Source organism: Caproicibacter fermentans, assembly GCF_009746625.1.
Lineage (GTDB): Bacteria > Bacillota > Clostridia > Oscillospirales > Acutalibacteraceae > Caproicibacter > Caproicibacter fermentans.
Genome location: NZ_VWXL01000108.1, coordinates 67,847 through 94,471, shown reverse-complemented (window position 1 = coordinate 94,471; position 26,625 = coordinate 67,847). Strand labels below are relative to the sequence as shown.

At 51.1% G+C, this 26,625-nt stretch carries 19 protein-coding genes; 14 read left to right on the top strand and 5 right to left on the bottom strand.

Translation table 11 applies throughout. The annotated features are described in order from the left end of the window. Positions 1–34 precede the first annotated feature (34 nt). A complete protein-coding gene (ilvD, locus tag CAFE_RS19025) occupies positions 35–1,693 on the top strand; it encodes a dihydroxy-acid dehydratase (protein ID WP_156991444.1) in 1,659 nt (552 codons plus the stop codon). A 35-nt stretch (positions 1,694–1,728) separates the two neighbouring features. On the opposite strand, the gene CAFE_RS19020 is transcribed toward ilvD, so the two are convergent. The 3 genes from CAFE_RS19020 to pyk form a co-directional block, all read right to left on the bottom strand. Next, positions 1,729–1,935, bottom strand: a complete 207-nt coding sequence (locus tag CAFE_RS19020; protein WP_156991443.1) for a ferredoxin — start codon at positions 1,933–1,935, stop codon at positions 1,729–1,731. 41 nt (positions 1,936–1,976) lie between these two features. After that, on the bottom strand, positions 1,977–2,786 hold the full coding sequence (locus CAFE_RS19015; RefSeq protein ID WP_156991442.1) for an alpha/beta fold hydrolase: 810 nt from the start codon (positions 2,784–2,786) through the stop codon (positions 1,977–1,979). 118 nt (positions 2,787–2,904) lie between these two features. Beyond that, entirely contained in the window at positions 2,905–4,662 is a 1,758-nt protein-coding gene (gene pyk, locus CAFE_RS19010) for a pyruvate kinase (RefSeq protein ID WP_066644151.1), read from the bottom strand. Positions 4,663–4,869: 207 nt separating this feature from the next. Here pyk and CAFE_RS19005 point away from each other — a divergent pair, with 207 nt between their 5' ends. From CAFE_RS19005 to tuf, 13 genes are all read left to right on the top strand, one after another. After that, entirely contained in the window at positions 4,870–5,682 is an 813-nt protein-coding gene (locus CAFE_RS19005; RefSeq protein ID WP_166525188.1) for a M15 family metallopeptidase, read from the top strand. 88 nt (positions 5,683–5,770) lie between these two features. Next, positions 5,771–5,974, top strand: a complete 204-nt coding sequence (gene rpmE, locus CAFE_RS19000; protein ID WP_066644153.1) for a 50S ribosomal protein L31 — start codon at positions 5,771–5,773, stop codon at positions 5,972–5,974. Positions 5,975–6,042: 68 nt separating this feature from the next. Beyond that, positions 6,043–6,669: an IMPACT family protein gene (locus CAFE_RS18995; protein ID WP_066644154.1), complete on the top strand. Its 627-nt coding sequence runs from the start codon at positions 6,043–6,045 to the stop codon at positions 6,667–6,669. Positions 6,670–6,746: 77 nt separating this feature from the next. Continuing rightward, on the top strand, positions 6,747–7,742 hold the full coding sequence (locus CAFE_RS18990) for a deoxyguanosinetriphosphate triphosphohydrolase (protein ID WP_066644155.1): 996 nt from the start codon (positions 6,747–6,749) through the stop codon (positions 7,740–7,742). A gap of 36 nt (positions 7,743–7,778) precedes the next feature. Continuing rightward, positions 7,779–9,536, top strand: a complete 1,758-nt coding sequence (gene dnaG / locus CAFE_RS18985) for a DNA primase (RefSeq protein WP_156991441.1) — start codon at positions 7,779–7,781, stop codon at positions 9,534–9,536. Positions 9,537–9,553: 17 nt separating this feature from the next. Beyond that, positions 9,554–10,642, top strand: a complete 1,089-nt coding sequence (gene rpoD / locus CAFE_RS18980; protein ID WP_175391674.1) for an RNA polymerase sigma factor RpoD — start codon at positions 9,554–9,556, stop codon at positions 10,640–10,642. 15 nt (positions 10,643–10,657) lie between these two features. Continuing rightward, positions 10,658–11,065 carry an RrF2 family transcriptional regulator gene (locus tag CAFE_RS18975; RefSeq protein ID WP_066644158.1) on the top strand — a complete coding sequence of 136 codons (408 nt, stop codon included), beginning with the start codon at positions 10,658–10,660 and terminating at the stop codon, positions 11,063–11,065. Between the two features lie 287 nt (positions 11,066–11,352). Further along, the gene (rpoB, locus tag CAFE_RS18970; protein WP_066644159.1) at positions 11,353–15,099 is read left to right on the top strand and encodes a DNA-directed RNA polymerase subunit beta; all 3,747 of its coding nucleotides are present in this window, start codon (positions 11,353–11,355) and stop codon (positions 15,097–15,099) included. A 17-nt stretch (positions 15,100–15,116) separates the two neighbouring features. After that, positions 15,117–18,659, top strand: coding sequence for a DNA-directed RNA polymerase subunit beta' (rpoC, locus tag CAFE_RS18965; protein ID WP_066644160.1), 3,543 nt, complete (start codon positions 15,117–15,119; stop codon positions 18,657–18,659). Between the two features lie 130 nt (positions 18,660–18,789). Beyond that, complete coding sequence (gene rpsL, locus CAFE_RS18960) at positions 18,790–19,218, top strand: 30S ribosomal protein S12 (RefSeq protein WP_066644161.1); 429 nt, start codon at positions 18,790–18,792, stop codon at positions 19,216–19,218. Between the two features lie 160 nt (positions 19,219–19,378). Further along, positions 19,379–19,849 (top strand): 30S ribosomal protein S7, encoded by a 471-nt coding sequence (gene rpsG / locus CAFE_RS18955; protein ID WP_066644162.1) that lies wholly within the window; start codon positions 19,379–19,381, stop codon positions 19,847–19,849. Between the two features lie 40 nt (positions 19,850–19,889). Further along, the gene (fusA, locus tag CAFE_RS18950; protein ID WP_066644163.1) at positions 19,890–21,971 is read left to right on the top strand and encodes an elongation factor G; all 2,082 of its coding nucleotides are present in this window, start codon (positions 19,890–19,892) and stop codon (positions 21,969–21,971) included. 103 nt (positions 21,972–22,074) lie between these two features. Further along, entirely contained in the window at positions 22,075–23,277 is a 1,203-nt protein-coding gene (gene tuf, locus CAFE_RS18945) for an elongation factor Tu (protein WP_066644164.1), read from the top strand. 153 nt (positions 23,278–23,430) lie between these two features. Here tuf and CAFE_RS18940 read toward each other — a convergent pair whose 3' ends face one another. After that, a complete protein-coding gene (locus tag CAFE_RS18940) occupies positions 23,431–24,498 on the bottom strand; it encodes a 6-phosphofructokinase (protein WP_156991439.1) in 1,068 nt (355 codons plus the stop codon). Further along, positions 24,495–26,621 carry an RNA degradosome polyphosphate kinase gene (locus tag CAFE_RS18935; RefSeq protein WP_156991438.1) on the bottom strand — a complete coding sequence of 709 codons (2,127 nt, stop codon included), beginning with the start codon at positions 26,619–26,621 and terminating at the stop codon, positions 24,495–24,497. The genes CAFE_RS18940 and CAFE_RS18935 overlap by 4 nt, the downstream gene beginning before the upstream one ends. Positions 26,622–26,625 lie beyond the last annotated feature (4 nt).

Genomic DNA, 26,625 nt, shown 5'->3' with positions numbered 1-26,625 from the left:
CGTCCCATACATAATTAACTGCGAGGTGTTATCAATGAACAGTGAAGCATTAACAAAAAGCATGCCAAAACGCGCCCTGCTCCACGCACTTGGGCTGACCAATGAAGAAATCGACCGTCCGCTGATCGGCGTTGTCAGCTCCTACAACGAAATCGTACCGGGGCATATGAATCTGGACAAAGTTGTGGAAGCGGTTAAGCTGGGCGTTTCCATGGCCGGCGGAACCCCGCTTGTTTTCCCCGCGATCGCCGTCTGCGACGGGCTCGCCATGGGGCATCAGGGGATGAAGTATTCGCTTGTTTCCCGCGAGCTGATCGCGGATTCCACAGAATCCATGGCGCTTGCCCACGCGTTCGACGCGCTCGTCATGGTCCCGAACTGTGACAAAAATGTTCCGGGCCTTCTGATGGCGGCGGCGCGCCTGAATCTTCCGACCGTGTTCGTCAGCGGCGGTCCGATGCTGGCGGGGAAGGTAAACGGAAAAAAAGTCAGCTTTTCCAGTGTGTCGGAGGCCGTAGCGGAATACGATACCGGCAAAATCTCCAAAGAAACGCTCTGTGAATTTGAAAACAAGGGGTGCCCGACCTGCGGTTCCTGCTCCGGTATGTATACGGCGAACAGCATGAACTGCCTGACGGAAGCTCTCGGCATGGGGCTCCCCGGCAACGGCACGATCCCGGCGGTCTATTCGGAACGGATTCAGCTGGCGAAACATGCCGGAATGCAGGTGATGGAGCTTCTGCGGAGAAACATCCGTCCGCGCGATATTATGACGGAGGGCGCGTTCCGCAACGCGGTGACCATTGATATGGCGCTCGGCTGCAGCACCAACAGTATGCTTCACCTTCCCGCGATCGCGCACGAATGCGGCATCGAGCTGAACCTTGATTTTGCGAACGATGTCAGCAACCATACGCCCTGTCTGTGCCATTTGGCGCCTGTCGGGCATGCGTATATAGAAGAACTCAACGAGGCGGGCGGTGTTTACGCCGTAATGCACGAGATTAATAAGCTGGGGCTGTTGAAAACGGATTTGATGACCTGCACGGGAAAAACCGTGGGGGAGAATATCGCAAACGCCGTCAACCGGAATCCGGAGGTGATTCGTCCGGTCGAAAATCCGTTCAGCAAAACCGGCGGGATCGCTGTCCTTCGCGGCAATCTGGCGCCGGATTCCTGTGTGGTCAAGCGTTCCGCCGTGTCGCCCGAAATGATGACCCACGAGGGACCGGCGAAAGTCTTCGACTGCGAAGAGGACGCGATTGAGGCAATCAATTCCGGCAAAATCGTCGAGGGAGACGTCGTAGTGATCCGGTACGAAGGCCCGAAAGGCGGACCGGGGATGCGTGAAATGCTCAATCCGACCAGTGCGATCATGGGACGCGGCCTTGGCGGCAGCGTTGCCCTTATTACCGACGGGCGGTTCAGCGGTGCGACCAGAGGAGCGGCGATTGGACATGTATCGCCGGAAGCCGCGGTCGGCGGGCCGATTGCGCTGGTAAAGGACGGGGACAGAATCCGCATTGATATTTCAAGTAACCGGGTCGATGTTCTTGTGGATGACGCGGAGCTGGAAGCGCGCAGAAAGGAATGGAGGCCGAGAAAGCCGAAAATCACAAGCGGATATCTGGCCAGATATGCGGCGCTTGTTACTTCGGGCAACCGCGGAGCGGTCCTGGAGCTTCCCCGCTGATAAAATCGAAAAAACGATTCCTGGTCCGCACCGGATCAGGAATCGTTTTCTTTCTTCGAAACTGAAATAACATTTACGGGACATTCGTCCCTCGCGACCAAAACGGTGCGCTCGGCTTCTCTGGGCACCCTTTCCTGTATGATTTTCGCGTAACCGTCGTCAGCCATACGGAATACTTCGGGACAGGTATATGCGCATAAACCGCAGCCGATACAGTTTTTTCGGTCCAGCAGTGCAGTCATAAACGGTTTCCTCCGTCTCCGCTCGCTGAACTGCGGGCAGCTCAGCTGGTGAGAAAACTGGAAAATTCCTGATTAAACTTTTCCAACTCATCGTAAAATACGGCATGCCCGCTTTGTTCAAACGGGAACAATTTGGAATTTCGAATCTTCCGGTTCAGGGTAAGCGGAAGTTCTTTCGGACATATTTTGTCCAAAACACCGTAAAAAATGCCTGTTGGCACCGTGATTTGTTCAAGGTCCGCGCGCAGATCCGCATCCCGCAGCGTTTCCGCGGTTTTCAGGGTGCTGTATCCCGGGCCGGAAAGGGTAACGGAACGGAACCATTCCGCGAACGGCGGCGTAACCGGCTGCGCAAAAAAATTCTGCCCGAAATCATAGATCGCCTGCGGCCGGTTGCGGCTGATCTGCGCTACTAATGAATTAACCTGCTCAAGAGGCAGCCCTCCCGGACATCCTTCGCGGCTGACAAAACAGGGGGCAGCCGCTGAAAGCAGCGCCAGCTTTGAAATCTTATATTCTTTATACCGCGACATATAACGAATCACAATCGCTCCGCCCATGGAAAAACCGACCAGTGTCATTTCCGAAACGCCGATCATTCGGATCACTTCGTAAAGATCATCCGCAAGGCGGCCGTAGTCATAGCCGTTCCATGGGGCATCCGAGTTTCCAAATCCACGAAGATCAATCGAGATGCAACGGAAACCTAGCTTTGGAAGAAGGTCAAACTGATACTCGAACATCATGTGATTTAAGGGCCAGCCGTGAACCAAAAAAACAGTTTTTTTACCCGCGGGATTCAAATCATAAACCGCAAGTTTCACTCCGCGTTCCACATTGACATAATACATATTTTCACCTCCGAAATACATCTATGTGTCAGCGGGGCAAAATAGTAATTCTGAGAAGAACAGAAATTAAAAAAGCCTCTTTCCCAGAGGAAAAGAGGGGAAAAAGGTCTTTATTTCTTCAGCCTTTTTTGCATTTTTGTCCGCTGAAGACAATTCCGCGCCCTGCGTCAACCGTAACGGCGGTGCCGCTTTTCAGCAGCTGGGTGGCATTCTGCGCGGCTACAATGACGGGCTTTCCAAGCGTCAGTCCTACGATAGCCGCGTGGGAATTCATTCCGCCTCGTTCTGTGATAATCGCGGAGGCCGATTTCAGAATGGAAAGAATATCGTTGGACGTTTCCGGGATAACGAGGATGTCTCCGTCTTTAAAACGCTCATGAGCTTCCTTTTCATCCCTGCAGACGCAGAGGTTGCCGCACACGCTGCCTTTGGATACGCCTCTGCCGGAGACCAGAACATCCCCGACCAGCTGAACTTTGAGTAGGTTCGTTGTTCCGGAGACGCCGAGAGGGACTCCGGCGGTAATGACGACAAGGTCGCCGTCCCGGACAAGGCCGCGCTTTCTCGCGGTTTCCACCACGTGATCAAACAGTTCGTCCGTAGTGTCTTTCTCTTCCACAAGCACCGGGACCACTCCCCAGGAAAGGTTCATCTGGCGAAGAACCGTCGGGTCCGTCGTGCCGCTGATAATGGGGTGGGACGGGCGGTATTTGGAGATCATTCTGGCCGTGCGGCCGGTTTTCGTCACCGTAATAATCGCAACGGCGCCCAGGTCGTATGCCGTCGTGCAGGTTGCGTGCGAAATGGCGGAGGTAACATTCGGCTGTTCGTAAAAATCACGCTTTTTGAACCGCTCAATATAATTGATGTCGTTTTCGGTGCGCTCCGCAATCTTCGCCATGGTTTTCACGGCGAGGACGGGGTACAGTCCCGCGGCGGTTTCTCCGGAAAGCATGATCGCGCTGGTGCCGTCGTAAATCGCGTTTGCGACATCAGTCGCTTCCGCACGGGTCGGGCGTGGATTCTTCATCATGGAATCCAGCATTTGTGTCGCGGTAATTACCTGTAGGCCCGCGTTGGAGGCCTTTTTAATCAGCTTTTTCTGAATAATCGGGATCTCTTCCAGAGGAATTTCAACGCCCAGATCGCCCCTTGCGATCATAATGCCGTCGGAAACCCGAATGATGTCCTCAATATTCTGGACGCCGTCTGTGTTTTCAATTTTTGCGATTATGCGGATGTTATGGCACCCGAGTTTCTGCAATTCAGAGCGAAGTTCGATGATATCCTGCGCGCTGCGGGTAAAGGACGCGGCGATAAAATCAAAATTTTCCTCCACGCCGAAAGCAAGGTCCTGCCGGTCCTTCTCGCTGATGAACGGGAGGGAAAGATGCGCTCCGGGCACGTTGATTCCCTTGTGAGAGGAGATGGTTCCGCCGTTTTCAACGGTGCAGAGCACGTCCGTCTCCGTGCAGGACTCAACTTTCAGCGCGATCAGCCCGTCGTCGATCAGGATCGTTGTGCCGGGGTGAACCTCCTTGGGCAGCCGTTCAAAGGTAACGGAAACGCACTTATCGTCACCGGCAACGTCGCGTGTTGTAAGCGTGAAACGGTCTCCGGTATTCAGGGTGACGGACGGTTTCTCAAATTTTCCGATCCGAATTTCAGGCCCTTTGGTGTCGAGGAGAAGAGCAACCGGAAGATCCAACTCCTGCCTCAGCTTTTTGACCAGATCGACATAGGGCTTCTGATCCGCTCCTGTCCCGTGCGAGAAGTTCAGTCTCGCGACGTTCATACCGGACAGCATCAGCTGACGGATGACCTCTTCCTCTTTTGTTGCGGGTCCCAGTGTACAGACAATTTTTGTTTTTCTCATTTTCTTGCAGCCTCATTCCATTACTGCTTATTTTGTATTAATTACCTATTTTATCTATTACATCATACTAGAATCACGAAAAAAAATCAATTAAGTGCCGATAAATTGGCAGAGATCCCGAAAATGCTCCAACAGTTGCATTCATTTCAGATAAGTTATACAATGAAAAAGAAGAATTGGCGGAATTGGACGGAATGGATGGAGCAAATGCTGAAACGAAGGGAAAAAATTATTAAATCGCGCGCCCAGTGGCGCAGCCAGAATCAGATAAAAAAAATCAAGATTGTGATGACGGTAATCCTGACTGCGCTCTTGCTGTCTGTGGCGGCGGGAGGACTTTTGGCGTGGTCCCAGATGCGGGACTTTTTTGAACAGAAGGCGCAAAATACTTCTCTGCAGGCATCCGGCTCCGCATCATCCGACGTTGACAGTCTGCCCGTCTACGACGATTCTCTGAATCTGATGCTGGTGAATTTATCGCATCCCCTGGAATCCGGATACAAGGCGGAATTGACGGATTATGACGGGTATCGGGTGGATCAAAGAATTTTGCCCGCTCTGAAAAAAATGATGGCTCAGGCGGAATCGGACGGCTGCCCTCTGACATTATCGGGGGGATATGTGGATTCGGATGAGCAAAACCGCCTTTATGAAGCTGAAACTCAGCGCCTGATGCAGAAAGAACATCTTTCCCGCGTTCGCGCGGAAAGTCAGGCGCAGAATACCGTGGGCAAGGGAGGATGCAATGAAAATCAGACCGGTCTGGCCGCGACGTTTTCCGCGGAAGGGAAAAAAGGGTCCGATTTTGCGGCGACCAAACAATATCATTGGCTTTCCGAAAACAGTGTATACTTCGGTTTCATTCTGCGCTATCCCGGCGACAAGGAATCGCTGACGGGAATGGGATCCCAGCCGGATCATTACCGATATGTCGGCACGGAAAATGCGGTTAAAATGAGGGAGTATTCCATGTGTCTGGAAGAATATGTCGCCTATTTGGCTCAACAGCCGCAATATTGAAATGCGGTGGAAATAGTCCTTGCAATTAGCCGTCGTGTATGTTATAATCTTCGCAGTATGGAGTAAGGTTGATAAAGAGGTGACAGGAATGAAGGAAAAGATCCATCCGCAGTATCAGGATACAACGATCACCTGCGCATGCGGAAATGTAATTCATACAAGATCAACGAAGGAAAACATCCGTGTTGAAATTTGCTCCAAATGCCACCCGTTTTTCACGGGAAAACAGAAGCTGATTGATACAAGCGGCCGTGTCGATATGTTTAAAAAGCGTTACGGCATCGGCAAGTAAAAGCGATTTTGTACGGATAGACGGCGAGAAAAGCGCCGTCTATCTTTTTTTTCGGGGGGAGACAGGGGATGGAAGAAGAATATCGAACACTGAAGGCGGCCGTCCGGGTGGAATTTACAGACCGCCGCTCCCGGTTTATCGGTGCCGCCGCGCCTGTTGCCGACGAGGAGGAAGCAATTTCTTTTCTGCGGAGAGAGAAGGCCCTCTACCGCGAGGCAAACCATCATGTTTACGCTTACAGCCTGAGAAAGGGAGGAATAGCCCGGCACTCCGACGACGGAGAGCCACAGGGCACCGCGGGGTTGCCGGTGCTGGATGTTCTCCTGAAATCGGAAATAACGGACGCGGTAGTTGTTGTAACCCGCTATTTCGGCGGAACGCTGCTTGGCACCGGAGGACTGGTCAGGGCATATTCCCATACGGCCGCGATTGCTTTGGAACAATCGGGCGTTGCGGTGATGAAGCCCTGTTCCGTGCTGGATATCAGCTGCGGTTACGCGCGCTACTCCGCGGTTGCAGCGCTGATACCCCAGTATGGCGGCGTGATCGATCATACCGGTTATACCGATACGGTCGAAATCCGGTTCCATATGGAAAGCAAAAATTTAAAAGCTTTTAGCGATGCTTTATCGGATGTAACCTGCGGGGAGTGCGGCACAGAGCTTGTTTCAGAAAAATATTTTGACTTAAATTAACTTTTTTTGTTACGGGAAAGGAAAAGGGAGAGGAATTCGCGTATAATGCAGTGAAATGCACGGAAAGGGGTTTCTTTATGACTGTTTGTGAAAGGATACAAAATCTGGAAGAACAGACGCTTTCACCTTATGCCATGCTTTCAAGAAATTCGGCGGGGCGTGAAACGCAGGAAATGGAATGTGACTTGAGAACGCCCTACCAAAGGGACCGTGACAGAATTATACACTGCAAGGCGTTTCGCCGCCTGAAGCATAAAACGCAGGTATTCCTTTCTCCGGAAGGCGACCATTACCGCACACGGCTGACTCACACGCTTGAAGTCGCGCAGATCGCGCGGACAATCGCCCGGGCGCTGCAGCTGAACGAGGATCTGACGGAAGCGATTTCCCTGGGTCATGACTTGGGACATACCCCCTTCGGGCATGCGGGAGAACGCGCGCTGGATCAGATTTTTCCGGGCGGATTCCGGCACTATGAACAGAGTGTGCGGGTTGTGGAACGCCTTGAAAAAAACGGAAAAGGATTGAATCTGACCAAAGAAGTTCGGGATGGAATCCTGTGTCATACGACCGGGACGGAAGCGCTGACGATGGAAGGCCGCATCGTACGGACCGCGGACCGGATTGCTTATTTGAATCATGATATCGACGACGCGGAACGCGCGGGAGTGCTGACAGAGGGTGAAATTCCAGAAAGAATTACATCGGTGCTGGGTCACAGGAAATCGAAACGGATTGATACTCTGGTTCGGTCCGTGATTGAGGGCAGCCAAAATGGAACCGTCGGCATGAGGCCGGAAGTTCAGGCAGCATTTGATTTGTTAAGGGACTTCATGTTTCAGAGCGTTTATGAGAATCCCTATGCAAAGGGAGAGGAGCGCAAAGTCCCTCATCTGATCGGCGCTTTGTTTGATTATCTGCAAAAGCCGGAGAATCTGCCGGAGGATATGCGTCTGATCGCGGAGCAGGACGGCTGCGCCCGTGCCGCCTGCGATTATATTGCCGGCATGACGGATCATTATGCGGTCGAATTGTTTAAATCCATTTATGTACCGGCATCGTGGAAAATATAAGGCGCCGGCAACTGAATCTGAAAGGGAGGCGGACGTATGCCCTTGCCGGAATCGTTCCTTCAGGAACTGAAGGCGCGCTGTGATCTTGCTGAAATCGCCGCGAACTATGTCAGCCTGAAACGCAGCGGCAGGAATCTGGTCGGGCTTTGTCCATTTCACAGTGAAAAGTCGCCGTCGTTTAATATCTATCCGGAAAACGGTTCGTTTTACTGCTTCGGATGCGGAACGGGAGGCGATGTGATTACGTTTATCCGGCGGATTGAGAATCTCGATTACATGGAAGCGGTTCGTTTCCTTGCTCAGCGCGCCGGATTGCAGGTTCCGGAAGCACAGGTCGATGACGGCATGGCGAAACTGCGCGCCCGGATTCTTGAAATCAACCGGGAAACAGCCCGATTCTTCTATTCCGTGCTGAATTCGGATGCCGGGCGCGAGGGAAGAGAATATTTTAACCGGCGTGAGTTAAAGCCGGAAACTGTCCGGCACTTCGGACTGGGGTATTCTCCTGCTTCCCGCTTCGCTTTGGTCGACATGCTTGAGAAGAAAGGCTACACACAGAATGAAATGATTCTTGCGAACGTGGCTTTTAAAAGCAGAAGCGGAAGGGCGGTCGACCGTTTTTTCGGGCGGGTCATGTTCCCGATTATCGACCTGCGGGGCAATGTGGTGGCATTCGGCGGAAGAACCCTCGGAGATGATAAGCCGAAGTATCTGAACACTTCGGAAACGCCCGTTTTCAATAAGGGCAATCTGCTTTTTGCTCTTAATTTTGCAAAAAACTGCAATTCGGAAAGATTGATTTTATGCGAAGGATATATGGATGTGATCGCTCTGCATCAGGCGGGTTTTCAAGAGGCGGTCGCCACGCTCGGCACTTCGCTGACCGCGCCGCAGGCACGGCTGATGGCCCGGTATGCAAAAGAAATAGTCGTTTGCTATGATTCCGACGAACCGGGGCAGAAAGCGGCCTCTCGGGCAATCCCGATTCTTCGGGACGCCGGACTGGTCGTTCGGGTTCTGACCGTTACCGGCGGAAAGGATCCGGATGAATACATAAAAACGAACGGGCCGATTAAGTTTAAGCAGCTGTTGGACGCCTGCGGCAACGATGTGGAATATCGTCTGCAAAAGGCGAAGCAGGGCCGCAATCTTCAAATCCCCGAACAGCGGGTCGAGTACCTGAATGCGGCAGCGTCCGTTCTTGCCACCCTGGAAAACCGCATTGAACAGGAGGTTTATGCGGGGCGGCTGGCACAGGAGGCCGGAATCGCGACGGCCACGGTCATGAATCAAATTTCAGCGTACAGTAAAAGGAATCGGAAAAAGCAGATGAAAAAGCAATTTCAGGCGGTTCAGCAACAAGCCGCGGGCCTGAGGGATCGTGTAAATCCCGAAAAAGCAGGCAATCTTCGCGCGGCGGTCGCGGAGGAAGCCCTGATTGCTCATTTGCTGAAATTTCCGGAATCCTCCGAAAAAATCGCGGCGATTTTACCGCCTGAAAAATTTATTACGTCATTTAACCGCCGTGTATATGCGATAATTGTGGGCAGAATTACAAAAGGAAATGCAGTCGGCCTTGCCGATCTTTCGGAAGAATTTACCATGGATGAAATTTCATCCGTCTCACGAATTCTTGCGGCTCAGGACGGAATTACACTGACATGGCCGGACGTGCTGAAATATATCAATATTATTTCCCAGGAAAATGATAAATTAACGATAAGCCGGGCCGATTCGGTACGAGCTGAGGAAATAGAAGATTACCTGCAAAAATTAAGGCAGCAAAAGAAATAGGGGGACGCATTATGGCAATGCCTGACAAGAAAACGGTGATCAGGGAACTGATAGAACAGGGAAAAGCAAAAGGGCAGTTGTCCACAAAGGAAATCCTTGACGCGCTTGGCGAATTGGACTTTGACCCGGAACAGATCGAAAAATTTTACGATACGCTTGAGTCGCAGGGAGTTGAAATCGTCGAGGATTTCGGTGACGAACCGCTGGAAGACCTTGAAATTGACCCGAAAATTGTTGAAAGCGAAGACCTTGAAACCACTCTGAGTACGGAAGGAATTGCAATCGATGATCCGGTTAAGGTTTACTTAAAGGAAATCGGTCGGGTGCCCCTATTGAGTCCGGAAGAGGAAATTGACCTTGCCATCCGCATTTCCAGCGGGGACGAGGCGGCGAAAAAAAGGCTTTCGGAAGCAAATCTTCGTCTGGTTGTCAGTATTGCAAAGAGGTATCTCGGCAGAGGAATGCAATTCCTGGACCTGATTCAGGAGGGCAATCTGGGCCTCATCAAAGCGGTGGAAAAATTTGACTATACCAAGGGCTTCAAATTTTCCACTTATGCCACCTGGTGGATTCGTCAGGCGATTACACGCGCGATTGCGGATCAGGCGAGAACAATTCGAATTCCCGTGCATATGGTCGAAACAATCAATAAGGTAAAAAAGGTTTCGAGCCAGCTGCTGCATACCAACGGCCATGAACCCACAGCGGAGGAAATTTCTTACGAACTGGATATGCCGGTTGAAAAAGTGCGAGAAATTATGCGTGTTGCTCAGGAACCCGTTTCGCTGGAAACGCCGATCGGCGAAGAGGAAGACAGCCACCTTGGCGACTTTATTCCGGACGATGACGCTCCGGCCCCGGCGGATGCCGCTTCCCACACGCTTTTGAAAGAACAGCTTGCGGATGTGCTCGACACACTGACGCCAAGAGAAGAAAAGGTTCTTCGGCTGCGGTTCGGCCTGGAGGACGGACGTTCCCGCACACTGGAAGAAGTGGGCAAGGAATTTAATGTAACAAGAGAACGAATCCGTCAAATTGAAGCAAAGGCGCTTCGAAAACTGCGTCATCCAAGCCGAAGCAAAAAGCTGAAAGATTTTTTGGATTAAGGAGCGTTCATCATTATGGTATTGACACTCGAGGCCGACTACGCGGTCCGGATCGTCGACGACCTCGCGCAGTCGGACCGAAAAGTAGACGCCCGCACCCTTTCGGAACATACGCGGGTTCCCCTGAGGTTTGCATTGAAAATTCTGAGAAAGCTGGTTGCCTCCGGGCTGATTGTATCTTATAAAGGCGCGCATGGAGGCTATATGCTTGCCGGCCCGGCGGATTCCATCACGCTTCGTCAGGTCATTGAGTCCGTGGAAGGGCCTTATATGCTGAGCCGATGCCAGCAGGATGCTTACAGCTGCACGCATGATCACTGCTGCAGATTCCACGAGATTTACGACGAAATTTCTACAATCGTAAGGGAAAAACTCGACTCCTATACATTTGACACCCTGAACAATAAGAAAAAGCAGGGTTAGAAATAAAGAACAAAAGCCGGAGCTTTCACTCCGGCTTTTGTATTGAACGTATAAATAATCTAGCTATTTTAAAAAATTACTTGACAACCACCATATATTGTAATAAAATAATATACTGCATCATCATGGCAACTTATACGCAAAATGATTTGTAACTATCATATCACAAGTCCTTTCAAAAGGCAATAGTTTATCTGGAGTATGATAAAATCGTGAGATATATGAAAACTTTTTGTGCTTAATTTATGCCGCGGAATGTCAAATCTATGAATGGAGTGATTGAGCCAATGGTGAATGTCAAACCGGTTAAGGTTGGCAAAAATACTCGAATGAGTTTTGCGCGTATTGATGAAGTCCTTGATATGCCGAATCTTATCGAAGTACAGAAAAAGTCCTATCAGTGGTTCCTCGATGAAGGACTCAAGGAAGTATTCAAGGAAGTCTCCGGCATCACGGATTACACGGGCAATCTCGTACTTGATTTTGTCGATTACAAACTGGATGTCGACAAGCCGAATTACAGCGTGGAAGAATGCAAGGAACGCGATGCTACTTATTCCGCGGCATTACGGGTCACGGCACGGCTGCTTAACAAGGAAAGCGGCGAAATTAAAGAATCCGAAGTATTCATGGGGGATTTTCCCCTGATGACCGACAGCGGAACCTTTGTAATCAACGGCGCTGAGCGCGTCATTGTTTCCCAGCTGGTTCGTTCGCCCGGCGTTTATTATAAAATGGAATACGATAAAACGGGCAAGGAACTTTACAGCTCCACCGTTATCCCGAACCGCGGCGCATGGCTGGAATATGAAAACGACGCGAACGACGTTTTCTATGTTCGTATCGATAAAAACCGCAAAATTCCCGTTACCGTATTTATCCGCTCCCTCGGTCTTGGTTCGGACGAGGAAATCCGCGATTATTTTGGCGTCGACGAGCGGATAGAAGCAACGATTGCCAAAGATCCGTGCAAAAACACGGAGGAAGCCCTGTTTGAAATTTACAGAAAGCTTCGTCCGAGCGAACCGCCGACCATAGAAAGCGCGCAGGCTCACATCAACAGCCTGTTTTTTGATGCGCGCCGTTATGACCTTTCGCGGGTCGGCCGTTACAAATACAACAAAAAGCTGAATCTTGCCGGCCGTATCTCCGGTCAGGTGCTTTCCAAGCCGATCGCGGATCCCCGCACGGGGGAACTGCTTGCGGAGGCGGGTGTGGCCGTGTCCCATGAGCTTGCGGAACAGATTGACGATGCCGGTGTCTCCATCGCGTATGTGCAGGATGGGGACCGCGAAATCAAAGTGATTTCCAACGGCATGGTTAATATTCAGAAATTCGTAAACTTTGACGCCAAAACAGAATGCGATATCAACGAGAGGGTCCGTTTCACCATTCTCAATGAAATTCTTGAGTCCAGTTCCACGGATGAAGAAATCAAGGAAAAAGTCATCGCCAGAATCGACGAGCTGATTCCAAAGCACATTATTATCGATGACATTTTTGCCTCTATCAATTATATGAATTGCCTGGCGGTTGGCCTGGGTACGATTGACGATATCGACCATTTGGGCAACAGGCGAATCCGGTCTGTCGGCGAGCTGCTCCAGAACCAGTTTCGCATCGGCTTTTCCCGCCTGGAACGAGTGATTCGTGAACGCATGACGCTTCAGGCCCAGGATCTGGAGGTTCTTACACCGCATTCTTTAATCAATATCCGCCCTGTGGTTGCGGCAATCCGTGAATTTTTCGGATCTTCTCCGCTGTCTCAGTTTATGGATCAGACCAACCCGCTTGCGGAGCTTACCCATAAGAGACGTCTTTCCGCGCTGGGGCCCGGCGGTCTTTCAAGAGATCGCGCGGGATTTGAGGTACGCGACGTTCATTACACACACTATGGACGCATGTGCCCGATTGAAACGCCGGAAGGGCCGAATATCGGTTTGATCTCCTATTTGGCCACATTCGCGAAAATCAATGATTACGGATTTATCGAAGCGCCGTTTCGCCGCGTTGACAAAAAAACCGGTGTTGTAACAAAAGAAGTCGTCTATATGACGGCGGATGTTGAAGACAATTATATTGTGGCACAGGCGAATGAACCTCTCGATGAAGAAGGCCGCTTCGTAAACCCGAAGGTAAACGGCCGCTATCGCGACGAATTTGTTGAAATAGAGCGCGAACGCGCTGATTTCATGGATGTTTCGCCGCGGATGGTTGTTTCCGTCGCGACCGCGATGATTCCCTTTCTGGAAAACGACGATGCGAACCGCGCGCTGATGGGTTCCAACATGCAGCGGCAGGCGGTACCGCTTTTGAAGACGGAATCTCCGATTGTCGGTACCGGCATGGAGTATAAAGCGGGCGTGGATTCCGGTGTCTGTGTGCTTGCAAAGCGCAGCGGCGTCGTCAGCAGCGTTTCCGCCGACGAAATTAAGATTACTACGGACAACGGGGAAACCGACGTCTATCATGTTATTAAATTTATGCGTTCCAATCAGGGAACATGCATTAATCAGGTCCCGATAGTAGACATTAACCAGCGCGTGGCGGAGGGAGACGTCATCGCAGACGGCCCGGCCACAAAGGACGGGGAAATCAGCCTTGGCAAAAACGCCCTGATCGGCTTCATGACCTGGGAGGGCTACAACTACGAGGACGCCGTCCTGATCAATGAAAAAGTTGTGCGCGACGATGTTTTTACCTCTATCCACATTGAGGAATATGAGACGGAAGCCCGCGACACCAAACTTGGTCCGGAAGAAATTACACGGGATATTCCGAATGTCAACGAAGACCTGCTCCGTGATTTGGACGACGGCGGAATCATCCGCATCGGCGCGGAAGTCCGTGCGGGAGATATTCTTGTCGGTAAGGTAACGCCAAAGGGCGAAACCGAGCTGACCGCGGAAGAGCGTCTGCTTCGTGCCATTTTTGGAGAAAAAGCACGCGAGGTTCGCGATACCTCCCTTCGCGTTCCGCACGGTGAAAGCGGCATTGTTGTCGACGTTAAGGTCTTCACCCGTGAAAACAGCCATGACGAGCTGAGCCCGGGCGTCAATAAAGTGGTTCGCTGCTATCTGGCGCAGAAGAGAAAAATATCAGTCGGCGATAAAATGGCGGGCCGCCACGGAAACAAGGGCGTTGTCTCACGCATTCTGCCGGTGGAAGATATGCCGTTCCTTCCGGACGGGACTCCGCTTGACATTGTGCTGAATCCTCTGGGCGTACCCTCCCGAATGAATATCGGGCAGGTGCTGGAAGTTCACCTGGGTCTTGCCGCAAAAGCACTTGGCTGGAAAATTATGACTCCTGTCTTCGACGGTGCTCACGAAGACAATATTGTGGAGTGCCTGACGCAGGCGGGACTGAGCCCCGACGGAAAGATCCTTTTGAAAGACGGCCGCACCGGGGAGTATTTTGACAACCCCGTTACCGTCGGTTATATGTATTATCTGAAACTCCACCACCTGGTAGACGATAAAATCCATGCCCGTTCCACCGGCCCGTATTCCCTTGTTACGCAGCAGCCTCTGGGCGGCAAAGCACAGTTCGGCGGACAGCGCTTTGGCGAAATGGAGGTGTGGGCGCTTGAGGCTTACGGTGCCGCCTATACGCTTCAGGAAATTCTCACCGTCAAGTCCGACGACGTGGTCGGACGCGTGAAGACGTATGAAGCAATTGTCAAAGGTCAGAATATTCCGACGCCCGGAATTCCGGAATCGTTTAAGGTTTTGATCAAAGAACTCCAGTCCCTCGCGCTCGACGTCAAGGTGCTGGATGTAAATAATGATGAAATAGACCTGAAGCAGAATTTTGACGACGACGACGATATTGGATTCAATCCTTCGGAAGAAAACTTTGATGAACCGACGGTCGCTGAGGGCGACTTTGAAGGCTTCTCCATGGAAGAAGCGGAGGATGACGGAAGTCTGTTTGATGATTCCGATGGTTTTACTGACGAAGGTTCCGGCGATTCCGAAGATCTTGGGAAAGACGATCTGTTCGATATGAGTTCCGATGAAGATAAAATTTGACAGGAAGGGGTCGAAATATGGAATTTAACACCTTTGAATCCATAAAGATTGGACTTGCTTCACCTGAAAAAATTCGTGAGTGGTCGCACGGTGAGGTAAAAAAGCCGGAAACGATCAATTACCGCACGTTAAAGCCGGAGCGTGACGGTTTATTCTGCGAACGCATTTTCGGGCCTACGAAGGACTGGGAATGCCATTGCGGTAAGTATAAGAGAATTCGTTACAAGGGGAAAATCTGCGAACGCTGCGGTGTTGAAGTGACGCGCGCGAAGGTTCGCCGTGAGCGGATGGGCCACATTGAACTGGCGGCCCCCGTTTCCCACATCTGGTATTTCAAAGGGATCCCTTCCCGCATGGGACTGATGCTTGACATTTCGCCCAGAATGCTGGAAAAGGTGCTTTATTTTGCCCTTTATATCGTAACGGATCCGGGCGATGTCAGGGAGCTCCAAAAAAAACAGCTCCTGAATGAAAAAGAATACCGCGACATGCGTGAAAAGTACGAGGACGATTTTGAAGCGGGCATGGGAGCGGAATCTGTTCAAAAGCTCCTTTCCGAAATCGATCTGGACGAGGTTTCGACGGAACTGAAAACTGAGCTTGTCAATGCGACTGGCCAGAAGAAGGTCCGCATTCTGAAACGCCTTGAAGTAGTAGAGGCTTTCCGACTTTCGGGCAACCGCCCCGAATGGATGATTATGGACGCTATTCCGGTTATTCCGCCGGATCTGAGGCCGATGGTGCAGCTGGACGGCGGCCGGTTTGCAACGTCCGACCTGAACGACCTGTACCGCCGTGTCATCAACCGCAACAATCGCTTAAAAAGACTTTTGGAGCTTGGCGCCCCGGATATTATCGTCCGCAACGAAAAGCGGATGCTGCAGGAGGCTGTGGACGCGCTGATCGATAACGGCCGCCGCGGACGCCCGGTTACCGGGCCGAACAATCGCCCGCTAAAGTCTCTTTCCGACATGCTGAAGGGCAAACAGGGCCGTTTCCGCCAAAACCTGCTTGGCAAACGCGTCGACTATTCGGGCCGTTCGGTTATTGTTGTCGGTCCTGATCTGAAAATGTACCAGTGCGGACTTCCCAAAGAAATGGCGCTGGAACTTTTTAAGCCTTTTGTCATGAAACGCTTGGTCGAGACACAGGCTGCCGGCAATATCAAGGCGGCCAGAAAAGCGGTTGAACGAGCCAAGCCGGAAGTTTGGGATGCGCTTGAAATCGTCATAAAAAACCATCCGGTGCTGTTGAACCGCGCGCCGACTCTGCACCGTCTGGGCATTCAGGCGTTTGAGCCGGTCCTGGTTGAAGGAAGAGCGCTTAAGCTGCATCCGCTGGCCTGCACCGCGTATAACGCGGATTTCGACGGAGACCAGATGGCCGTACACGTTCCGCTTTCCTCAGAAGCGCAGGCGGAAGCCCGCTTCCTGATGCTTGCGGCAGGCAACCTGTTAAAGCCTTCCGACGGGCGCCCTGTTACCGTGCCGACGCAGGACATGGTTCTGGGTTCGTATTATCTGACGCTGGATAAGGCCGGAGAGACGGGTGAGGGCAAATGCTTCCGCGACTTTGACGAGGCAATCATGGCTTACAACGAGCATGTAATCGGCCTTCATGCAAAGATCAAAGTCCGCAGGACTTTGGTATTCGACGGCAAGCCCGAAACCCAGATGATTGAAACAACCGTCGGACGCATGATTTTCAATCGCCCGGTCCCACAGGATCTTGGTTATGTGGACCGTTCCAAGCCGGAAAATCGTTTTAAGCTGGAAATTGAATTTCTGGTTGGGAAAAAGCAGCTGGGCCAGATCATTGACCGCTGCATAGAGGTTCATGGCGTGCCGAAAACATCGGAGGTTCTCGACGCAATCAAGGCGCAGGGATACCGGTATTCCACCCGCAGCGGAATCACCGTTTCCGTCAGCGACGCCACGATTCCGCCGCAGAAGAAGGATATCATTGCGGAAGCGGAGAAGAAGATTGACGAAGTTTCCGAGCAATATAAAATGGGCTTGCTGTCCAACGGTGAGCGCTACAACGCGGTTCTGAAAACCTGGACGAAAGCAACGGAAGACGTGTCCACCGCGCTGCAAAAGAACCTGAACCGCTACAACCCGATTTTCATGATGGCTGACTCCGGCGCCCGCGGTTCCATGAGTCAGATTCGTCAGCTGGCCGGCATGCGCGGCCTGATTGCAAATACGTCCGGTAAAACAATCGAAATTCCGATCCGTGCGAATTACCGCGAAGGCCTGAATATTCTGGAATACTTTATTTCTTCGCGCGGCGCCCGGAAAGGCCTTGCCGACACGGCTCTGCGTACGGCGGACTCCGGTTACCTGACCCGCCGTCTGGTCGATGTTTCGCAGGATGTCATTATCCGTGAAGACGACTGCGGAGCAACCGAGGGCCTTGAGATCTTTGATATCAAGGAAGGCAAGGAAATTATCGAGACCATGCACGAACGTCTGATCGGACGTTATCTGCTGGAAGACTTCGTGGACGAAGAAAGCGGAGAAGTGCTGGTTTCCAAGGATAAACTGATGGATGAGAATGACGCCGACATCATCGTTTCAAAGGGCGTTAAGAGAATCAAAATCCGTTCGATCCTGGAATGCCGCGCGAAACACGGCGTCTGCAAAAAATGTTACGGCGCAAACCTTGCGACAAGGATGCCCGTTATGGTCGGCGAAGCGGTCGGTATTATCGCCGCGCAGTCGATCGGCGAGCCCGGCACGCAGCTGACCATGAGAACCTTCCACACCGGCGGTGTTGCCAGTGCGGAAGATATCACACAGGGCCTGCCCCGCGTTGAAGAGCTGTTCGAAGGCAGAAAACCGAAGCATCTTGCCATTATCAGCGAGATTGCCGGTACGGTTTCTTTTGACGAAATCAAAAAGAGCCGCCACGTCGTTGTGACGAACTCCGAAACCGGAGACAGCAAATCGTATTTAATTCCGTTTGGTTCCCGTATTATTGTCAGTGAAGGCGACGAGATCAAGGCCGGTACCCGTCTGACGGAAGGTTCGGTCAATCCGCACGATGTTTTGGCAATCACCGGAACTCAGGCCGTCCAGGATTATCTGATTGAAGAGGTTCAGAAGGTTTACCGGATGCAGGGCGTTGATATCAACGACAAGCATATTGAGGTTATTGTACGCCAGATGCTGAAGAAAGTTCGCGTCGATGAGGCGGGCGACACAACCCTGCTGCCCAGCGCTCTGGTTGAAAAGAGCGAACTGGAGGCCGAAAATCAGATTGTACGCGATCGCATCGCCGCAGGGGAAACCGATCTGCAGGAGGCAACCGCGACCCCGGTTCTTTTGGGTATTACAAAAGCGTCTCTCGCGACGGATTCATTCCTTTCCGCGGCGTCCTTCCAGGAAACGACCCGCGTGCTGACCGATGCCGCGATCAAGGGCAAGGTCGATCCTTTACTGGGCCTTAAGGAAAACGTTATTATCGGGAAGCTCATCCCGGCAGGAACCGGCATGAAATGCTATAGTGACGTGGAAATCGAGCCGACCGGAGAAAACTTGACAAATGATGCGGTTTAGGCTTATAATGTAAAATCGTGATGGCTGCAATTTTTAGCACCAGCTAAAAATAGAGCCGATTGAAAATTTGTTGTTCACGCCGCCCCAAAAAGGGCGGCTTGACATAAATATTTTTGTTAGGAGGTGTCATATGCCAACCTTTAACCAATTGGTCAATACCGGCAGGGAAGTATCCGCAAAGAAAGCGAAGGCCCCCGCACTTTTAAAGGGCTGGAACTCGAAGAAACGTATTTCCATCGATCAGGATTCTCCGCAAAAGCGTGGTGTCTGTACGGTTGTAAAAACCGCGACCCCGAAAAAGCCGAATTCTGCTTTGAGAAAAATCGCAAGAGTCAGGCTTTCCAACGGAATCGAAGTCAGCGCCTATATTCCCGGCGTTGGTCACAACCTGCAGGAACACAGCGTCGTGATGATTCGCGGCGGACGTGTCAAGGACCTTCCTGGCGTGCGTTACCATATCATTCGCGGAACTCTGGACGCGCAGGGCGTTGCTCAGCGTATGCAGGCCCGTTCCAAGTATGGTGCGAAACGGCCGAAGGCCGGTGCTGCCAAAAAATAAGCAGCACGCCAATTTAACGATGACAGAAACCTGACGGCTGCATGTTGAAAAAACTGAAATGCAGCGGCGTTTGACCATATAGAGCGCCTCTGTACTGGCCACGGGAGTTATGTCGCTTTCGAGTACCGATGAATTCATTTCTGTGAAGGAGGGAAGTAAAGTGCCAAGAAGAGGTTCAACCGCGAAACGCGATGTTTTGCCGGATCCACTTTATAATTCCAAAATTGTAACACGATTGATTAATAATATCATGTACGACGGGAAAAAGGGCGTTGCCCAGAAAATCGTTTACGGTGCATTTGATATTATCAGGGACAAAACGGGAAAAGAACCGTTGGATGTTTTTGAGCAGGCCATGGAAAATGTAATGCCTTCTCTGGAAGTCAAGGCCCGCCGTGTCGGCGGCGCCACCTACCAGGTCCCGATGGAGGTCCGTCCGGAAAGACGGCAGACTCTGGGCCTGCGCTGGGTCACCAATTATTCCAGACTGCGCAGCGAAAAGACCATGAGGGAAAGACTTGCCGGCGAAATCCTTGATGCTTTGAACGGTGCTGGCGGCGCTGCCAAGAAGCGTGACGAAACGCATAAGATGGCAGAGGCAAACAGGGCATTTGCACATTACCGCTGGTAATGGCCGGCCTGCACATTTTCAGTATATTTAGGAGGAAATTATGCCAAGGCAGGTATCACTTGAATTAACCCGCAATATCGGCATTATGGCTCACATCGATGCCGGTAAGACTACCACTACCGAACGCATCCTGTATTACACTGGAATCAATCATAAAATCGGTGAAGTTCACGACGGAGCCGCAACAATGGACTGGATGGTGCAGGAGCAGGAGCGGGGCATTACCATCACTTCCGCCGCCACGACCTGCTTTTGGAAGGGCCACCGGATCAATATTATCGACACACCGGGCCACGTTGACTTTACGGTAGAAGTTGAGCGTGCTCTGCGCGTGCTCGACGGCGCCGTAGCGGTTTATGATGCAAAGGGCGGCGTTGAGCCGCAGTCTGAAACCGTTTGGCGTCAGGCGGAACAGTTCAGTGTTCCGCGCATGGCTTACGTCAACAAAATGGACATTATGGGCGCGGATTTTTTCCGCACCGTCCAGATGATGAAAGACCGCCTGAAGTGCAACGCCGTTCCCATTCAGCTGCCGATTGGCAGCGAAGATACCTTTAAAGGAATTATCGACCTGATCGACATGAAGGCCGACGTCTATTATGACGAAATGGGCAAAGACATGAAGGTCGAAGACATTCCTGAGGACATGAAGGAGCTTGCCGAGAAATATCATGCCGAGCTCCTAGAGGCGGTTGCCGAACAGGACGATGATCTGATGGAGAAGTACCTGAACGGCGAAGAAATGACCAAGGCGGAAATTGAAAAGGTGATTCGCAAGGCGACGATCGCAAATAAATTTGTGCCTGTTACCTGCGGAACCTCGTATAAAAACAAAGGCGTGCAGAAGCTGCTCGACGCGATCATCGCGTATATGCCGGCTCCTACCGACATTCCCGCAATTCGCGGCACCAATCCGGACACCGGGGAGGAAGAGGACTGCCATGCGAGCGATGACGAGCCTTTCGCGGCGCTTGCGTTTAAGATTGCCACGGATCCGTTTGTCGGAAAGCTGGCATTTTTCCGCGTATATTCCGGTAAGGTTGATGCCGGTTCCACGGTTTACAACTCCGTCAAGGACAATAATGAAAGACTGGGCCGCATTCTTCAGATGCACGCGAACCACCGTCAGGACCTTGAAACGGTTTACTCCGGCGACATCGCGGCGGCGGTCGGTCTGAAAAACACAACGACCGGCGATACCCTGTGCGATCCGAAGCGCAAAATCGTGCTCGAATCCATGGAATTCCCGGACCCGGTTATCCGTGTTGCAATCGAGCCTAAAACCAAGGCCGGCCAGGAAAAAATGGGCATTGCTCTCGCCAAGCTGGCGGAAGAAGACCCGACATTCAAGGCCTACACGGATGAGGAGACCGGTCAGACTATTATTGCCGGCATGGGCGAACTGCACCTGGAAATTATCGTCGACCGTTTACTGCGGGAATTCCATGTGGAAGCAAACGTCGGTAAGCCTCAGGTTGCTTATAAAGAAACGGTGCGCCGTCTTGCCGACGTCGAAACCAAATACGCAAGGCAGTCGGGCGGCCATGGCCAGTACGGTCATGTTAAGATTAAACTGGAACCGAATCCGGGCAAGGGTTATGAATTTGTCAACGCCGTTACGGGCGGTGCGATTCCGAAGGAATTTATTCCTGCCGTAGACCAGGGAATTCAGGGCGCGATGCTGTCCGGCGTTATGGCGGGCTATCCGGTTGTGGATGCCAAGGTCACGCTTTACGATGGATCGTTCCACGAAGTCGACTCTTCGGAGCTCGCGTTTAAGATTGCCGGTTCAATGGCGTTTAAGGAAGCTATGACGAAAGCCGATCCGGTTATTTTGGAACCGATTATGAAGGTTAGTGTTACCGTTCCGGAAGATTACATGGGCGACGTGATGGGCGACCTGAACTCCCGTCGCGGAATGATCGAAGGAATGGACGCAATCCCGGGCGCGCAGCAGATTCGCGCTATGGTTCCGCTTTCGGAAATGTTCGGCTATTCCACCGATCTGCGGTCTAAAACGCAGGGCCGGGGCCAGTATGTTATGGAGCCCGGCAGCTATACGGAAGTACCGAAGAATATTTCGGAAAAGATTATTACGTCCCGCAGTAAAAAATCGGAATAACCTCGTAAAATATGCTTGCTTTTTAACCTTTTTATTGTTAGAATGTTAAGCATAATGTAAAATCTATCATTCCAGTTCGGATAAATAAAAAGGAGGATCTCCAATGGCAAAAGCAAAATTTGACAGGTCGAAACCTCATGTAAACATTGGCACCATCGGTCACGTTGACCATGGTAAGACCACTTTGACTGCGGCTATCACGAAGGTTCTTAACTTCAAAGGTGAAGCTGATTTTGTCGATTACGCAAACATCGACAAGGCACCGGAAGAAAGATCACGTGGTATTACAATTAATACGGCTCACGTTGAGTATCAAACGGAAGCCCGCCACTATGCTCACGTTGACTGCCCGGGCCATGCCGACTATGTTAAAAATATGATTACCGGTGCTGCACAGATGGACGGCGCGATCCTTGTCGTCTCTGCTGCGGACGGTCCGATGCCCCAGACCCGTGAGCACATTCTGCTTGCCCGTCAGGTAGGCGTGCCTTATATTGTTGTTTATATGAACAAGGTTGACCAGGTTGACGATGAAGAGCTTCTTGACCTTGTTGAAATGGAAATTCGTGATCTGCTGAACGAATATGAATTCCCCGGTGACGATACCCCGATTATTCGCGGTTCCGCTCTGAAAGCGCTGGAATGCACCTCCAAGGATCCCGATGCGCCGGAATACAAATCCATCTGGGAACTGATGGATGCTGTTGACAGCTTCATCCCGACTCCGGAACGCAAGTCTGATCTTCCGTTCCTGATGCCTGTCGAGGATGTTATGACTATCAGCGGCCGCGGCACAGTCGCTACGGGCAGAGTTGAGCGCGGTATGGCCAAAATCGGCGATGAAGTTGAAATTGTCGGTCTTTCTCCGGAGAAGAAGAAGTCTGTTATCACGGGCCTCGAAATGTTCCGTAAGTCCCTCGACTTCGCAGAAGCCGGCGATAACATCGGTATGCTTCTCCGCGGTATTCAGAGAGAAGAAATTGAGCGCGGTCAGGTTATTGCAAAGCCGGGCAGTGTGCATCCGCATACCAAGTTTGTCGGTCAGGTTTATGTTCTGACGAAGGATGAAGGCGGCCGTCATACTCCGTTCTTCAACAATTATCGTCCGCAGTTCTATTTCCGTACAACAGACGTTACAGGTACCATCGATCTTCCGGAAGGAACCGAGATGTGCATGCCTGGCGATAACGTTCAGATGACGGTTGAATTAATTACGCCGATTGCTATGGAAGAGGGACTTCGTTTCGCGATCCGTGAGGGCGGCCACACGGTCGGTTCCGGCGTCGTTTCCAAAATTATTGAGTAATTAGCGGTTGTTAGACTGTTTATCAGCATGGCCCGGTGAGGTAAATTCCTCGCCGGGCCATGTTTTTTTAATAACCCTCGACGACTCAGAAGATTTGTCTGAAAGGCAGCTTTAAAGAGGCGCCCGGGTAGCATTCATTCTTTTGCTTATTAGTCAATTTCCAAAGCTGATACCGGTATCCTGAGCAGTCAGGATTATTTCACTGTCGAGCGGTACAGTCTTTAATTTTCCGGCGACCTCCTGCAGTGGTACGGCAACAATACGGTCGTTTTGAAGCGACACCATGTTTCCATAATTTTCTTCAACGACCAGTTTTGCTGCTGCAGCACCGAACCGTGTGGCAAGGACACGGTCATACGGGCATGGGCTTCCACCGCGCTGAAAATGGCCAGGAACGGTTACTCTTGTTTCCTGTTCCGTCATTTTTTCAATTTCATCTGCAAGGCGGTAAGAAATGGATGGATAAGGCATTTTTACCCGCTCCGCCTTGAACTGTTTTTTGCTGAGTCCGGACTCATCTATGGAGATTGCACCTTCGGCAACAGCAAGTATGGAAAAGCGTTTTCCCTGCTGATTCCTTTTGCGTAGAGATTCCGCAACACTTTCAATATTGTAAGGCATTTCCGGCATCAGAATGACATCGGCTCCGCCCGCGATGCCTGCATACAGAGTCAGCCAGCCTACTTTATGGCCCATGATTTCCACGATAAAGACCCTGCTGTGCGAGGTCGCGGTGGTGTGAATGCAGTCGATGACGTGAGCCGCGTTTTCGACAGCGCTCTGGAATCCAAAGCTCATGTCCGTTCCCCACAGATCGTTATCGATCGTCTTGGGAAGAGTGATAATGTTCAACCCCTCTTCCCAAAGGAGGTTGGCTGTCTTATGCGTACCGTTGCCGCCCAGAATGATAAGACAGTCTAATCCCCATTTTTTGTAATTTGATTTCATTTTTTTGACCTTATCATCGTTTTCCGTCCGCATTTGTTTGAACGGCTGCCTGGATGTTCCGAGAACGGTTCCTCCCAAAGTCAGAATTCCGGAAAAATCATCCGCGTCCATGCGGCGGCAGATTCCCTCCATCAGGCCCCGGTAACCATCCTGAATGCCATATAATTCTATGTTTCGGCCCATTCGGTTGTAAAGAGATTTCGCAATTCCGCGAAGGGCTGCATTCAGTCCCTGGCAGTCGCCTCCACTTGTCAGCAGTCCTATCTTTTTCATGGTTCCGTGATTCCTTTCCGTTTTATTGAGTAAGCAGTTTCAGGTGCTGAAACTTCTCTGTCTAACTGGAAGTGTGCATATTGCTGAGCGATTTTTGCGAACTCATCCTGGCAGCTGAGAGGTGTTTTTCCTCTTCTGTCTACTCTGGAGTAAGTGCCGTCGGCTTCCATGGTGCGCGCGTTCTCGTTGTCGTTTAACAGCAAGTCGACTATCTTCATGATTCTGCCGCGAAGATGTTCGTCTTCCACGGGGAAGACAAGTTCCACACGGCGGTCCAAATTTCGCTGCATCCAGTCGGCGCTTCCGAGAAACACTTTTGTATTTCCGGCGTTTCCAAATACAAAAATGCGGCTGTGTTCCAGCAATCTTCCTACAATGCTTCTTACCGTAATGTTTTCACTGAATCCTGTTTTTCCGGGAATCAGGCAGCAAATGCCGCGTACAATCAGGTGAATCGGAACTCCCGCTTTCGACGCCTGATACAGAAGATCAATGATCTCAGGGTCCACTAGAGAGTTGACCTTGGCGGTAATTCCGCAGGGCAGAGATTTTTTTGCGTTCTCTGTCTCGTTTCGAATCATGCGGAGAAAAAAAGGGCGAAGGGCTGACGGGGCAACGATAAAGCGATTATATTCAGGGGGGCGGGAATAGCCGGTCAAGACATTAAAAAGGGAAGAAGCGTCAACCCCGTATGGTTCCCGACAGGTGAAAATGCCGATATCCGTATAGACTTTCGCCGTTGAATCGTTATAGTTTCCCGTAGCCATGTGTACATACCTTCGGATTCCGTCTTCGTCGCGGCGAACGACAAGCAAAATTTTGCAGTGCGTTTTTAACCCGACAAGCCCGTAAATTACATGGCATCCGGCTTCTTCCAGTTTTTTCGCCCACATAATGTTGTTTTCTTCATCAAAACGGGCTTTTAGTTCAACCAAAACGGTTACCTGTTTTCCGTTCTCAGCCGCGCGGATCAGCGCCGCAACAATGGGGGAATGTCCGCTGACCCGGTATAGCGTCTGCTTAATCGCGAGGACATTTTCATCCTCCGCGGCTGTTCGAACGAAATCGATGACCGTTTCAAAGCTTTCATACGGATGATGAACCATGCGGTCCCGCTCTCGGATCGCTTTGAAAATATCGTCACAGTCGGCAAAATCACTCGCCGGATAAACCGGCTGCAGCGGACGGTAGCAGAATTGCTCGTATTTTGGCATAGAGGCAAAGGAGGAGCAGAAAGTCAAATCCAGCGGGCCCGGTATCTCATAAATTTGATGATCTTCAATCTCCAGCATTTCTTTCAGGAACAATTCCGTTTCATAGTCATGTCCCCGGGAAAGTTCAAGGCGAACGGGTTTGCCGCGTTTACGCTTTTTCAGGAATTTCTGTACTTCAATCAGTAGGTCGTCCGAGTCTTCATCAATATCAAGATCAGAGCTTCTTGTAATGCGGAAGGTACAGGCCGAACGGATTTCATTCAGTTCAAACAGTTCCCCCAACTTATAAATAATGACATTTTCAAGAAGAATGTAGTCGTTTCCGCCCTCCGACGGAATATTTAGAAAACGCGTTAAAATGCCGGGGACCTGAACCACCGCAAAATAAGATTCGTCTTCGCCTTTCAGGCGGACGGCAATATTCAGGCTGCGATTTGCGAGCAGCGGAAACGGCCGGCTTCTGTCTACGGCCAAAGGCGTAAGAACGGGGAACAGAATCTTATCAAAATATTCGGAGATGTATTTTTTCTGACTTTCATTCAACTCGTCAGCTTTCAGAAAACGTATTCCGCTTTTTTTCAGAGCAGGTAAAACGGAGCGGGTAAAACAGGAATACTGCTTTTCAATAAAGCTGTGAATTTTTTGAGATAGAGTCAAAAGCAGTTCGGCGGGCGTATATCCGGAAAGATCGCGCATGAAATAATGGGAATCTACCTGATCTTCCACACCTGCGACGCGCACCATGAAAAATTCATCCAGGTTCGAGGCCGTAATGCCGAGAAAACGCATTCGTTCCATAATCGGATTTTCTTTTCGGAAGGATTCTTCCAGCACGCGATAATTAAAATCGACCCAGCTTAATTCCCGATTGATGTACGGGATCACATGTTTTTCTTCTTTCTCACTCAATGGT